At 38.6% G+C, this 13845-nt stretch carries 11 protein-coding genes and 1 pseudogene; 3 read left to right on the plus strand and 9 right to left on the minus strand.

All coding sequences use genetic code 11. The features are described 5' to 3' along the window. Together Aba26S_RS19345 and Aba26S_RS19350 are read left to right on the plus strand one after the other, a co-directional pair. On the plus strand, nucleotides 1–256 hold a 256-nt coding region (locus Aba26S_RS19345), incomplete at its 5' end, for an FAD-dependent oxidoreductase (RefSeq protein WP_043974438.1). A 157-nt stretch (nucleotides 257–413) separates the two neighbouring features. Then, a complete protein-coding gene (locus Aba26S_RS19350) occupies nucleotides 414–758 on the plus strand; it encodes a hypothetical protein (RefSeq protein WP_005242023.1) in 345 nt (114 codons plus the stop codon). A gap of 64 nt (nucleotides 759–822) precedes the next feature. Here the strand turns inward: Aba26S_RS19350 and Aba26S_RS19355 are convergent, their stop codons facing one another. Both Aba26S_RS19355 and Aba26S_RS19360 read right to left on the minus strand, forming a co-directional pair. After that, nucleotides 823–1434 carry a glutathione binding-like protein gene (locus Aba26S_RS19355; protein WP_005242024.1) on the minus strand — a complete coding sequence of 204 codons (612 nt, stop codon included), beginning with the start codon at nucleotides 1432–1434 and terminating at the stop codon, nucleotides 823–825. Nucleotides 1435–1640: 206 nt separating this feature from the next. Then, nucleotides 1641–4082, minus strand: coding sequence for an ExeM/NucH family extracellular endonuclease (locus tag Aba26S_RS19360; protein WP_043974442.1), 2442 nt, complete (start codon nucleotides 4080–4082; stop codon nucleotides 1641–1643). A gap of 182 nt (nucleotides 4083–4264) precedes the next feature. On the opposite strand from Aba26S_RS19360, the gene trmB reads away from it, so the two are divergent. Further along, nucleotides 4265–4981 (plus strand): tRNA (guanosine(46)-N7)-methyltransferase TrmB, encoded by a 717-nt coding sequence (trmB, locus tag Aba26S_RS19365; protein WP_004662584.1) that lies wholly within the window; start codon nucleotides 4265–4267, stop codon nucleotides 4979–4981. A gap of 63 nt (nucleotides 4982–5044) precedes the next feature. Here the strand turns inward: trmB and Aba26S_RS19370 are convergent, their stop codons facing one another. The 7 genes and pseudogenes from Aba26S_RS19370 to Aba26S_RS19400 all read right to left on the minus strand — a co-directional run. Continuing rightward, a complete protein-coding gene (locus Aba26S_RS19370; RefSeq protein ID WP_227541437.1) occupies nucleotides 5045–5740 on the minus strand; it encodes a hypothetical protein in 696 nt (231 codons plus the stop codon). Nucleotides 5741–6043: 303 nt separating this feature from the next. After that, nucleotides 6044–6824: pseudogene (locus Aba26S_RS19375) on the minus strand (putative type VI secretion system effector). A 6-nt stretch (nucleotides 6825–6830) separates the two neighbouring features. Beyond that, a complete protein-coding gene (locus Aba26S_RS19380) occupies nucleotides 6831–7616 on the minus strand; it encodes a putative type VI secretion system effector (protein ID WP_081408472.1) in 786 nt (261 codons plus the stop codon). Then, nucleotides 7616–8407: a putative type VI secretion system effector gene (locus tag Aba26S_RS19385; protein WP_043974451.1), complete on the minus strand. Its 792-nt coding sequence runs from the start codon at nucleotides 8405–8407 to the stop codon at nucleotides 7616–7618. The genes Aba26S_RS19380 and Aba26S_RS19385 overlap by 1 nt, the downstream gene beginning before the upstream one ends. Continuing rightward, nucleotides 8408–11185: a T6SS effector BTH_I2691 family protein gene (locus Aba26S_RS19390; protein ID WP_043974453.1), complete on the minus strand. Its 2778-nt coding sequence runs from the start codon at nucleotides 11183–11185 to the stop codon at nucleotides 8408–8410. 8 nt (nucleotides 11186–11193) lie between these two features. Next, complete coding sequence (locus tag Aba26S_RS19395; protein WP_005242033.1) at nucleotides 11194–12138, minus strand: DUF4123 domain-containing protein; 945 nt, start codon at nucleotides 12136–12138, stop codon at nucleotides 11194–11196. Next, the coding region (locus Aba26S_RS19400) for a type VI secretion system Vgr family protein (protein WP_043974456.1) at nucleotides 12135–13845 on the minus strand (1711 nt) is incomplete at its 5' end. The genes Aba26S_RS19400 and Aba26S_RS19395, both read right to left, overlap by 4 nt.

The following is a 13845-nucleotide window of genomic DNA, read 5'->3' on the forward strand; positions in this document are numbered from 1 at the left end:
GCATACTGTTGAACTTGCAGGGATCTTTGTACAAATTGGTTTATTGCCAAACACTGACTTCTTGAAGAACAGTGCGGTTGAACTGAGTAATCGTGGTGAGATCGTGATTAATGAGCGCAACGAAACCAATGTCAAAGGGGTATTTGCCGCAGGTGACTGTACTACAGTGCCGTACAAGCAGATTATCATTGCGACCGGTGAAGGCGCGAAAGCATCACTGTCTGCCTTTGATTATATGATCCGTTCTGGTGTTTAAGCTCACCTAATAGCTATGCACGCACTTACACGATCTGATGTAAGTGCGTGTTTTTACAAGTTATCAACAATTTTTCTACTTTATTATTCCTGTGGTTTATGTTTATATTTTCGCTATCCATTCCTATTGGATGCCACAAAGAAAAGGAAATATGACAATGAATAAATTACTCGTTGCTTTAGGTCTCGCTGCGACTGTTGCCCTTGTAGGCTGTAATAAAGAAAAAGCGCCTGAAACAGGTGCAACAACTGGCGAACATTTAGAGCATGCTGCTAACCAAGCTGGTGCTGATCTTCACAATGCTGCTGATGCCGCTTCAAGTGATGTTGCGACTGCTGTAGATACAGCAAGCAACCAAATTGATGCTGCTGCTGATCACACTGCGAATGCAACTGCTGAAGCTGCTGCAAAAACTGAGGCTGCTGCACGTGATGCAACTGCTAAAGTTGCTGGCGCGGTTGAATCAACGGCTGCTGATGTAAAACAAAAAGCTCAACAATAATTTCGATTATTGCTGAAATAAAAAAGCCTCTGTAAACAGAGGCTTTTTTATTGGAATGCATCAATTAGCTCAATAAGCCTTCATCACGCATTGCGATTTGCACAGACTGACGTTCAGCCACTTTATTACGCAACGCAATAATGTTGATATAAGGCGTCAAGTCATGTTCGATATGATTAGACCAGTTGGTTAACACAAATAAATAAGCATCTGCTGGGCCAAAATTATCATCGACCAGATAATCATATTCAGATTCAGCTAAGTAGTTATCGATATAACTGAGCAAACGATCAACTTCGGCATAGGCTTTGGTCTTTTCATCGTCGGTTAATCGACCACCAAAGAAGACTGAATAAGCATCATGTAATTCTGAGTTGAGATATCCCAACCACTCTAGCACCTTGGCACGCCCCATACCTGAAGGCGGAATCAAATCCTGTTTTGGATCATGCTGAGCCAAGAAAGGTAAAATTGCTACATTCTCAGTTAAAATCAAACCTGGATTAATTTCCAAAGCAGGCACATAGCCCTTTGGATTAATCTCGTAATAATCTGCACCTTTAGAGGTTTTATGTGTTTTTAGATCAACTCGTTCTAAATCAAAATCTACGTTAATTTCATTTAAAATAATATGGGCTGCCAATGAGCATGCACCAGGTGAATAATACAACTTCATAATTGATCCTTGTTATCTAACGACTTATGCTCTAGAACGTTCCAACGAAACTCAAGAACAGAAATAACTAAAATTTATAATAGCTTTCATGCTAAGAACATCCACACCACTACTATTAATGAATTTTTTTCTGCCTTGCAAGTTATATTCCGTGACGATTGATTAATTTATGAAAAAACAAATTAAACAAGGTCACGGAAATCGTGTTACGCCCGACCAAAAATCTTGCCTAACCATTCAAATAATGAGTTTAAAAATTCAACGACAATATTCTTCGGATTGTTTGGTTCTAGTTGCGAATCCGAGCTTTTCATGTCCAGATCCACAATTACAGGATCGTGATCTGAAGAACGATAAGCATCAGCAGCAAAGAACAGTGCTTTTTGCTCATCGGTTTTATATTCCTCGTTATAGTCCAATACCGTTGGCTCATCAGCATTGATATGCCAAGCAAATGTTTTAATCACACGCTTATACAGATTGGCATCGGCAATGGCATGATCAAGGTTTCCTGCCCCACCATAACCATCGGCATCACTCGATACACCAAAGACATAGCTATAGGCCTTGCTGCCCTCACCTACTTTGCTGTCATTCAACAAGACTTTATAGTTGGCTTTCTCAAAGGTCAGAATCGGATCTTCTTTGGCATAACTGTTCATATCACCCAAGAGCAAGATATTCGGATTTTTCACTTGGGTCGGATTCTTGGCAATCCACTGGGTGAGTTGTTCAACCGCTTTAACACGGGTTGGATTCCAACAGCCTTGACCATCTCTTTGATCGGCATCGAGAGAGTTGGCATCTACGCCCTTACAGCCTTTAGATTTAAGATGGTTTGGAATGACCGTGAAGATCTGACCACCTTGTACTGGTTTAAATGATTGCGCAAGCGTCGAACGGTTTTTATCCCCCAAGTCCAATACTGCGGCCTTATTGACCGGCTGAACACGCTTGCTGTTATAAATAATCGCAACCGCAATCACATCAGTACCCAACTGATTCAGACCTTCTGGAATCACATATTTCCAATCTGGTCCTAAAGCTTTAGTCAGATTGGCAACCGCACTATCACTCCCATAACCATTGTTGGCAATTTCCATTAGGCCATAAACGTCCGCATCAATCGATTTTAACGCATTCACGATTTTGGCATGCTGTTTATCAAATTCAGCCTGACTGTTGGCACCACGTTCTGTTGGGAAGCCATTTTTACCGTTGTCATAGTTCAGCACGTTAAATGCTGCAGCACGAATATGCTTACTCTGTTTCGCTGCAATCGTTGCGCGTGGATTAGTGGTGGTCACGATTTCTGGCAAGTTCGCCCCTGCAATCGGTTGTACACGCCAAGCATTAAAACGATATTCCAAAATCCCTTGTGCATTCTTTAACTGGTAGCCAGAGCGCAAGGTATTAAGGGCGCTAAAGTTCTGTGGCAACCACGGTGCACGGTTTTGATTGCTATAGCCATCATCAAAAATAATCTTGGAAAGCAGATTTTGCTGTGCCAATGCTTTCGCTTCATTGGACAATGCTGGATAAAGATTGGTTGGAATGAATAAGCGACCTAAACTCAGTGACAATTCACCATAACGGCCAAAATTATAGTTTTCGCTCACCGTCAGCGTTTGCGGTAATTTTACCAGCATGCCCTGATAACGTTTTGGAGAGTTCCCAGATGCATCGGTTAAGCTGCTAAAAGGTAAATTCAAATCCAGTGGTTGAATCAGCGATGCCATATTCTGGTTACAGCTTTGAACATCTTGCTGTAACTGATCAATTTGCAGTTGGTTCTGATAACTGGTTAAACGACCACGCAGAATTACTTCATCGCCAACCTGCCCGCCTTTTACTGCACTGCTGGCAGGAATATAGACAAAGATGGCATTACTGACATTTGCGGTGGCTTTACTGTCAGGGGTTTGTACATAAAAACCAGAGAAACCATTGCTATAGCGATAGTCTGCCGTGATCACACCACGAATGGTATAGTTTTGATTCTGTGTCGATTGCGCTAGGCTGGCAATCGGCGTGTCACTACTATTACAACTGACTGCATCTGTAATCGGTGGTGTGGTGGTTGAGCCAGTTAAATTCGAAAAGTCATTCCGATCTGTCCATGCCTGCCAAGATTGATCTAAATCAAATGGGCTGGTTGGATCAACACTGACGACAGGATTGTCAGTTTGAATGCGCTTAAAGCTATTGCCCATACTCAGCACTGTGGTGCCCCAACCATTCGTTGGGCGTTCACCAATACGACCAAAACGATCTACAGGCGTACCACGATAGAGCAAGACAATGGCATCGTCACCATTAAAGGACAGGCCCGCCACCTGATTCACCTTACCTCCCAATTGCGTCTGTAATTCAGAACGACCAATCAAGAATTTTTGTTTACTGGCCAAAGTGCCCTGTAGTGGGAAAGCTACGGTTTTAACTGTACCGCCATTATTGAACTGCTGGATTTCATAATCGGCTAAGTTTACCGCTGTCGCATCGGGGTTATAAATTTCCAGTCCTTTTTTATTGCTGCTGCCATCGACATATTGGCTAAACATCAATTGTGCATGTGCAGTGGAAAAGATTGAAGATGCACCTAACAGGCCTAAACAAATGGCGATCGAATGGTATTTAAAATTGTTCATCATTTTTTACTTAGTGTTAAAATTGTAATTAGGCTATGCAATTTCTGTGACAGCTACATGAAGATTTTTTGACAAATTTTAATCAATTTCAGAAATGACTGGCTAAATAAAATCACTTAAAGTTTGACTTGACCACCTGAACACTTAAAATACGGCATTTCTATATTTATATCTCCAGAATCATGTCAAACGATCAGTTAGAAACGCAAATTACGGAACTCGACAATTTGCCTGAGCACCGTGAAATTGTGACGTTTATGCGTCGTTCAGCTCCGCTCAATACTTCACAACGTACTGCTTTAGAAGATTATCGTGATTTAATTTTGGAATACCCTGTTGGTGATTTACGTCAACACTTTGAACATCCTGAACGTCCGTTGACCGTTGAAATTGGTTTTGGTATGGGTCGCTCTTTGGTATTAATGGCAAAAGCCAATCCTGAACGTAACTTTGTCGGAATCGAAGTGCATGTGCCTGGTATTGCACAGTGCGTCTATGAAGCGGGTATGGCGGGCTTAAAGAACCTGTTTGTACTGGATGCGGATGCGATTCAAGTATTACGTGAAATGCCAGATAACAGCATTAACTGTGTACAGCTTTATTTCCCAGATCCGTGGCAGAAGAAGCGTCACTTTAAACGTCGCTTTGTGATTCATGAGCGTATGCAACTGGTTGAACAAAAGCTTGAGTTGGGTGGTACTTTTCATGCCGCGACAGATTGGGAACCGTATGCAGAGTGGATGCTTGATATCCTAGATAACCGTCCTGATATGGAAAACTTGGCAGGTAAAGGCAATAGCTACCCTCGCCCAGAATGGCGTCCAGTGACTAAATTCGAGCGTCGTGGTCTGGAATCGGGTCATAAGATTAATGACTTTATTTTTAAGAAAATTAAATAAGCTGATTTATTTTTCGAAGGAAGCCACTAATTGTTTAGTGGCTTTTTTTCTTAGGTTTAAATTTTAAATAAGGGTTCTACTGTACTTCTTCTTGCAGAATAATATAAGGTAAATACATTTTAACCCCATATTATATAAAGCAAAACCTGAGATAAAGAAAAAAACACCTGGAATAATATAGAGTTCATAAGGAGCTGTAATTTTAAATATTCCTTTCAGAACAGCAACCAAAACCACTTGAACTAAAATAAAACCAAAAAATATTATCCACCCATTTATCTTACACTCATACCGAGTCAAAGAAAATATAAAATCATACAGCCCGCCTTCTTTTTGATTAAAATCCCGAGTAAGATCATGTAGATTTTTATTATTATTTTGAATAGTTTTCATTTCAAATCGAATAAGAATATGAAATAAGATATAAATGACGATATAACTCCAAAAATATATTTCAGCAACATTTAGTGAAATTGACAGAGCGATCAGCAGGAAAGAAAACGACGTCAAATAGCCACTCCTAAAACGATGCTGTGCATATAAAAGAGCATCAGGTTTAACCCTAGCCCGTATATAAAGAAAAATACAAAAATAGAAATAAAGTATATAAGAAAGAATAAATAAAATTTTTATAAAGCATGTACTTAAACTAAAAATCGTACTAAATCCAAAAAGAGCAAGGACACCTAGAGCAAAATTGAGTACAAAGTGTTTTTTCACAAAATAATTATAATCAAATTCAGATAACTTTAAATACATTTAAAAAACCTTAATTAAAAAATCATGACTAAATACCTTTTAGTCCTTAACCAAATCCTTAAGCATAGCCTTCTTCCTCTTTAAATCCATGCAGATATGAGCAATATATCAAGAAAGTAAACATTCATTCATCAACTTCTCCTCTTGCAGCCACAAGCATAATTGGAGCATTTTTCATCAATGCACTACTACTTGCTAAAGTACCTAGCATTGCCAAAACAACAACTTGCTTCTCTATATTTTTTAAAGAGTGAATTTTGGAATCTTCAATTTAGAGATTCCTTACACGATCTTCGATTTTTATCATTTTTTATCAAAATAATCTTCTGGATAAGGATCTTGACCTTTTAACTTATTACGATATTTCATTACACTAATCTGCACACCTTCATCCGTTAAAAATTCATTATAAAAATCCTGTTCTTTTGGATATTCAAAACCTAGTTTTTTTAAATATTTGCTCCGATAATGCTCCGAAATTTTCATAGGATTTTCTATAGCCAAAATAGTTAACAAAACCAGAAATTGCTACAGAAACAAATAAAGAAATTCCCACAATCTTTAGAAAGTATAAAATGGTGTTCATAGAGTAGGAAAAATTAAAAATAAAATAGAATAAAATAAAAATAAAGAGAAAACCCCATGACAACAATGTAAAATAGTAAGTCTGCATAATAATGGCTTTATAACCCATTTTTACTGAACGGCCCATTTCATAAATCATATAGAGCAAACCAGATTTAGGATCCAGAATGGCATAGACTTGATAACGCCTATCTACAGGCTTATCATTAATTACAGCAATAAGCTCATCATTTTCGTTAAAACGAGCCGTCGTAAATTGCCCTAGTAAAGAATGTCCTTCTATTTTCCCAGTAAACGTGATGCCATCTTTAGCTTTACCTGCCATCACTAGGATAGGAGCACTGGTAAGTAAGGAACTACTTTCAGCCAGTACACCAGCAAAAGCAGTACCAGTTGCGATTCCTCCCACATTTTGATTTACGGGTATTTTGGATTTGGCTTTTTCTAAAGAATGGATTGGGCCTTCTACCAGTTTTAGATTTAATTGTAGACCAGTCATCACTCACTAACTTTTTTTCTTATCAAAATAATCCTCTGGATAAGGGTCTTGACCTTTTAACTTATTACGATATTTCATTACACTAATCTGAACACCGTCATCTGTTAAAAACTCATTATAAAAATCCTGCTCTTTGGGGTGTTCAAAACCTAATTTTTCAAATATATGCTCTGATAATGTTCCAAAATTTTCATATGACTTCTTATAGCCAAAATAGTTTACAAATCCCATTAAGGCACCCACTCCAAAAATCCCCCAAAATGTCCATATAATTAGACGTAAAAAAGAATCCCAAGAATAAGAAAACTTAAATATATAAAACAGTAGCATTAAAATTGCTATTACTCCCCATGTAATTAAAGTGAAATAATAGGTTTGCATAATAATCGCTTTATAGCCCTTCTTTACTGAACGACCCATTTCATAGATCATATAAAGCAAACCAGATTTAGGATCAATAATGGCATAGACCTGATAACGTCCATCCACAGGCTTGTCATTAATTATAGCTATCAGTTGATCATTTTCGTTAAAACGAGCCGTCGTAAATTGCCCCAGTAAAGAATGTCCATCTATTTCCCCTGTAAACGTGATGCTATCTTTAGCTTTACCTGCCATCACCAAAATAGGAGCACTGGTAAGTAAGGAACTACTTTCAGCCAGCACACCAGCAAAAGCAGTACCAGCGGCAATTCCACCTACATTTTGATTTACGGGTATTTTGGATTTGGCTTTTTCTAAAGAATGGATCGGGCCTTCTACCAGTTTTAGGTTTAATTGTAGGCCAGTCATCATTCATTAACTTTTTTCTTATCAAAATAATCTTCTGGATAAGGATCTTGACCTTTTAAATTTTTTCTATAATCCATAACACTAATGTTGATTCCATCATTAATTAAATAATCATTGTAAAAATCCTGCTCTTTAGGATCATCAAAACCTAGTTTTTCAAATATCTGCTCTGACAATGTTCCAAAATTCTCATAGGATTTTCTATAACCAAAGTAATTAACAAATCCCATAACTGCAATCACAAGAAACAACCCAAAAAAATCCCAAAGCATTAATTTTAAAAATAAATCCCATGAATAGTTAAAATCAAAGATATAAAAAAGTAAAAGTACTATTGTCATTCCTCCCCAGCAAATAAGCGTAAAATAATAGGTTTGCATAATAATCGCTTTATAGCCTTTTTTTACTGAACGACCCATTTCATAGATCATATACAATAAGCCTGATTTAGGATCAAGAATGGCATAGACCTGATAACGTCCATCTACGGGTTTTTCATTAATTACAGCAATCAGTTGATCATTTTCTTTAAAACGAGCCGTTGTAAATTGCCCTAGTAAAGAATGTCCTTCTATTTCCCCAGTAAACGTGATGCCATCTTTAGCTTTACCTGCCATCACCAAAATAGGAGCACTGGTAAGTAATGAACTACTTTCAGCCAGTACACCGGCAAAAGCGGTGCCAGTTGCGATTCCTCCCACATTTTGATTTACGGGTATTTTGGATTTGGCTTTTTCTAAAGAATGGATTGGGCCTTCTACCAGTTTTAGATTTAACTTTAAATGTTTCATTTAGACACTCACCACCGCACTATTAAACTCTTTTTCTTCTTCTTTAATATCTTTAAAAGGACTTTCAGCACTCGTTTTTAATCGAAATGCACATTTCTGACACCAGTCTTGCATCGCATTATCCAAGACATAGTTTTTTAAATAAATTTCCAGGACAACAAGCGCAATCCCCACCACACTTAACATTGCACCTGCTTGTAATGCTCGTATACCTAATATTGCACGCCCAAGTGCATAACGCTCAATCGTATAATGTAAGGCTGTATTTCTCATGACAGGCAAATTCAAAAATGCACTAAAACCCACCACTAAAGTAGCAAATGAAACTGCTCCTTTTACTAAATTCAGAGCAAAACTATAAGGATTACCTTCTTTTATTGACTTTCCAAAATTCTTTATATCGATAATCAATGAAATTGTTGCCCCTGCAATCGCAAAATATGCACCACACTTAGCAATATAAGCGGCACGTTCTGCAAATGAAAACTTCTCCATCGAACTGCTACCCACTTCCAAAATAGCAGCGGTTGTCGCCATCATACCCGACATATACGACAGTGCATTATCTACCGATGGATCATTATTAAATTTAGAAACCTGTGTTCCAAAGTTAATTAACTCAAATATTGCAACCACACCAGATACACGCAAACCTGCACTTGGTGAACTATTTGCAATAATCCGATCAATTTGTTTTGCAGCTTTACTTGGGTTGGTCGCGGCTGAAGAATACTTTTTCCAGTTGTTCTGTACCATTTCAGGTGTCAGTTTAATCCGACCCGTTAAAGTCTGAACTGGAATAAGATAGTACAGCGAGTTCTTTGCAACATGCTCAACCAATGCCCCACTATGAGCAAAGGTATAAAACGTTAAGCGTCCAAGTTTTTTTGCAAATTCTGAGCCTGGCGTATATTTCATACTCCATTTCACTGCACTTTGAGTCAGTTCAGACATCCAGTAGAACGTTTTTAATAAGCTAAACTTTTGCCCATGTAACATATAACCGTTATTGGTTTTATCTGCTGCCCATTCTTGCCAAGCCTTATCCGCAGCAACAAATGCAGCAATTACAGTTTTGGTCGCATTTTGTCCGTCATCCCAAGATATATCGATAATGCTAGGTGCAGCTGTATTGTATTTATTTTTCAAACTTTCTTGGTTATAACAAATTGCGCGCATATAAATATTTTCTTTCGCAATTTTTTCTACTCCTAACCAAGTTTCAAGTAATGCTTGCCCACTTGGTACTCCACTCATTCCATTGATCATATCCATGGCATGAACATAGAAAATATTTCCATAAGGAACTTGCACTTTGTCATCATATGCGTGCAGCGCATTGATCACAGCTTTAGACAACAACCATTTAATATGATCATCTGCAACGGCTCTTGCTCCTTTCAACCCTTTCTCGATTAACTCATTTACAGTCGTATCAAATTTTGATTTTGCATCCACATCTAGATTTATTTTATATTTCTCATTCCAGATTTTCTGACCTTGATCTTTACTTAAGGTTCCCATGTCTTGATTAAAGATACCTTTAGTTGGGTCCTGCTTCTTTTGAGCTTCACGCAATAATCTTTCTTGTTCTTCTTTTGACTTTCTCTTGTATATTTTTTCTAGTTCATAATTAATATCATCAGAATCTGTTAAGTTTTTTGGGAGCTCATCCCATAAGCTCATTAACACCACGCTTTTATTGACTTGGTTTGTTAATTGAACTTTTTCATTCAGCAATCTATTCTCTAAACAAACCTTTATACTATCAATGCATTGAGAGCTATGTAATTTATGTTCATTAGAGAACAAACCGTCTTTCTTTGCCAGATACTCCATCACATTTTTAAATTCAGAATTACGCAATGAATTTAACTTTCTCGTAATACCAACTGGATCATACAATGCCATGCAAGCAAGTGAGTTTGGTTCATTTTTAAATTTATTCAGCGTTGCATTAATACGGTTTTCACCAAAACTCTTTATATTATAAACCGTAGTTTTAAACTGGCCAGCTGCAATACAATGCTCTTGTGTACTTCCAGCACTGATTAAAACTTTCTGCCATTTCCCTTCTGTTACGAACTTCTCTGCATTTTTTTCATATTCACTCAGCTTTGCCTTACTCATAGGCACATGCGTATGAATGATATACGCAATTTTGGCTTCATCTTTAGGATTGCTTTCTACCGCAATGACAGAAGAATTAAAGTTGTGTCCAGCACCTTTACAAGCAAATTCAGGCACGCTTTTTGGGGCTTCTTTACCTACAGGGAAATACGATAAATGTCCTTTCGGGGTAACTAAATAACCTGCCCACTCCAAAGCTCCAGATGCCCGTTTTACTAAACGGTATATATATCCAGTATCAATCATTTCAACGGCATATTTAAAATGGTTTAACTGGATCTCTTTTACATTTTTTCCTAAAGTTGCAGGCAAAGCAGGTGCATTGCCACTGACCACCGTATAACGTAAAGGTAAAATATTAAAACCCATTTTACGACAAAAGTTAGAACATTCCTTTTGTGCTTGCCCTGCACTATTGTTCTGTACATTTGCAGCAGTAGACTGCTTAGCAGACTTGGCAATTTCACTTTGTTCTATTTTTTTATTTACGTCTTTAGCAACTGTAGGTATACGCATATCACCAACAGGCTGAGTTTGTCCGAGCTTAGGAATTTGAGCTTGCTTTTGTTTTTGCTGTTGAATTATCTCATTGAATTTTGAGTTGGTCGCATTGGGTGCTTTAAGATTTGCTTGCTGATTTGTTGTCATATCACACCTTATACATTTAAATCTTTTTGAATAACTAAATAAGCATCAGATTTCAGATAGTCCATCGCCTCTGAAAATGAGAGCTCGCCCTGCACACAATGTTCATAAAGAATATCCGTGACCAAAGGATGAGTCATAAAATCCTTATGAATAATTTGCCCATACAAACCATAAGTGACGAGATCTAAATTATTTTCTAGTCCATAAACTTTGTATGCCTGTAGTAACGTTTTATGAATCTCTACGGGGCGTAATTTTGAAACATCGACGTCTTTAAAATCATTCAGCTGTTGGAATACACTATTTGCTATTTCAACCAGATCTAATGCGACCGATTGAGATTGATCCAGAGAACGGAGAGCTAATGTTTTGATTTGAGCGCGTTCTTCCTGAGATTCGATGCTATAGAAGCCAGTAGGATGTAAAAAATGCCATACTGCAAAGCTATCCAATAAACTCAATAAATTTTTTTCTTCTAAAATATCATTTAAGTAGATCAATACTCGTGGATCATACCAACGGAATAAAATTTTCCGTCCCTGATCAAACACAACCAACTTATTTCTTATCTGATCTCTTAACTCCTCAAGAGATTCTGTTTTTGATGCACCAAAGCCATGTACAAAGTAACAGTCATTGGTCATATCTTTATTGCGCAATAAGTTTAGCAACACATCATCTTTTACTTGCTCAAATACCTTTTGATCATCAATACGTATCAAAAAAAGATTAGATGTTTCCATATCCTTTTTGATTGCTAAGGGAATATAAGCAATGTTCTTTTTCGCTAAGGCATTGACCACATCATCAAAAATTGAAGGATTTAAGGTGCTATCCAATAAAAAGATAAGATGTCCATATTGAGCTAAAAGTTTTAAACACTGCTGTTCTAACTGAGCACGATGATTCTGTTCAGGATCATTTTGAACAGCTATAAAAACCGATAAACTCATGATAAGTCTACCTTTGCAGAACCATTTTGAGCTGCCTGTGTCTGCTTCGCAGAACAATCTGGTAAATCAATTGCAGGTACATTTACGGACGCCCCACCCATAAACAAATGCTGCCCTGCTTTCACCTCAAACTTGCCACCTGTGGTTGGGAAAATCCCCGAACCATTCAGCTTGAGTTCAGATGTATCCCCTTTAAAAACGATCTCTTTTGGACTGATAATCTCAATCCGATCTTCGGTCGAAATAATTTTAATACCTTGCTTGGCAAGAAAGTCCATCCCTTCGGCCTGAGCCAGCATCTCAAACTTGCCTTTGGCCGCAACTTGTTTGATACCACCTTGTGCAGCAAAAAGACTGGCTTTACCACTGACATGTGCTACTAAATTTTTTTGTGTGCTTAGATTAATACTGTCACCAGCAAACTGATTGATCTGGCCATCGGCAGAGAGATGAATATCTTCATTGCTGCTCAGCCCAATACCTGCAGGTGAACTAAATAACAACATCGCTTTATTAAACTTGGCTATATCAGACTCAATTTCTTCAGCAAAAGCTTTCAATTGTTCCAGTGATTCAATCTCATCAGTCTGTTGGTTCTTGGCTACTTCACTTAAGGCCTTGGCATTGTTTTGATTGCCCTCAAGCTGCTGTTTAGCAACTTGTGCATCGAGATGCTCACCTTTGGCTTGATCCTGTTTATGTGTGGAAAGCAGCAAACCCTCGCCTGCACGGACTGCACCCCATTGGTCGGTACGTAGCTCAAAACCTTCACCGCGGTCTTCACTTTCGGCTTTGTCTTTAGGGTGGCTGAGTTTCCCAAGGTTCAGTTGACTGGCCGCATGGCTACTTTGCAACTGGGCACTGATCTGACCTGTGGTGTCATCAAAGCGCAGTTGGTTAAAGCCTTCACCTTGGTACTCTTTAGATTTGATCCCTGCCAGTTTCTTGGTGTCTGGCAGCTTGCCTGCGTTGTCAAACTTGGTTGGACTGCGATGGCCTTCATGAATTCGACCTACGACAAATGGACGATCAATATTGCCATCAAAGAAGTCAATCACCACGATTTCATCTATGCGCGGTAAGAAGCGTGCCCCATAGCCTTCACCAGCCCAAGGCGTGAGTACATCAACCCAAGCTGAATCGGTGTCGTTGTCATTGGCACCTGCACCACCATCATGGCTGTGGTCTTCATTGCGGGTAAACAGGAAGCGGACTTTAATCCGTCCCCATTCATCCACATGGATTTCTTCACCACTTGGCCCAACCACTTTGGCTCGTTGTGGCGAAGCGACTGGACGGTGTTGTAAGGGATTAAATTCGGGTACGGTTTTAATACTGCGGCGTTGTAGCGTCAGTTGATTGGCTTGGCGCTCTTCATTGTTGGTTTGGGTTGGCTGCCAGTTGCTTTGTGCCAATAGTTGATCAATCTGCTGATTGAGGTCTTTAGGCAAGTTATTTTGGTTATAGAAGTTTTTGCCTGTAATCAGAAATTCTTTATCGCTGCCCTCGTGTTGATCAATTTCAGGGTGTTCGGTCAATTCAAACCAGTAACCGACATGGGTGTCTCGAACGGTGCTATCGGCAGTAAATTGTTTGGATTGCAGGTCGTAGTATTGACCCAAGTTCCGATTCAGTTTTTCAATCTGTGAATTGTCCGATTCGGTTGCACCATCTTCCCCATTCAGGTCTTGCATCCACGCAGGCGAG

Source organism: Acinetobacter sp. NBRC 110496, assembly GCF_000876115.1.
Lineage (GTDB): Bacteria > Pseudomonadota > Gammaproteobacteria > Pseudomonadales > Moraxellaceae > Acinetobacter.

What these genes read in the sequence shown, in the direction of transcription:
- Aba26S_RS19350 (WP_005242023.1), top strand. Translation starts at nt 414, where the DNA reads ATGAATAAATTACTCGTTGCTTTAGGTCTCGCTGCGACTGTTGCCCTT.
- Aba26S_RS19355 (WP_005242024.1), bottom strand. Translation starts at nt 1,434, where the DNA reads ATGAAGTTGTATTATTCACCTGGTGCATGCTCATTGGCAGCCCATATT.
- Aba26S_RS19360 (WP_043974442.1), bottom strand. Translation starts at nt 4,082, where the DNA reads ATGAACAATTTTAAATACCATTCGATCGCCATTTGTTTAGGCCTGTTA.
- trmB (WP_004662584.1), top strand. Translation starts at nt 4,265, where the DNA reads ATGTCAAACGATCAGTTAGAAACGCAAATTACGGAACTCGACAATTTG.
- Aba26S_RS19370 (WP_227541437.1), bottom strand. Translation starts at nt 5,740, where the DNA reads ATGTATTTAAAGTTATCTGAATTTGATTATAATTATTTTGTGAAAAAA.
- Aba26S_RS19380 (WP_081408472.1), bottom strand. Translation starts at nt 7,616, where the DNA reads ATGACTGGCCTACAATTAAACCTAAAACTGGTAGAAGGCCCGATCCAT.
- Aba26S_RS19385 (WP_043974451.1), bottom strand. Translation starts at nt 8,407, where the DNA reads ATGAAACATTTAAAGTTAAATCTAAAACTGGTAGAAGGCCCAATCCAT.
- Aba26S_RS19390 (WP_043974453.1), bottom strand. Translation starts at nt 11,185, where the DNA reads ATGACAACAAATCAGCAAGCAAATCTTAAAGCACCCAATGCGACCAAC.
- Aba26S_RS19395 (WP_005242033.1), bottom strand. Translation starts at nt 12,138, where the DNA reads ATGAGTTTATCGGTTTTTATAGCTGTTCAAAATGATCCTGAACAGAAT.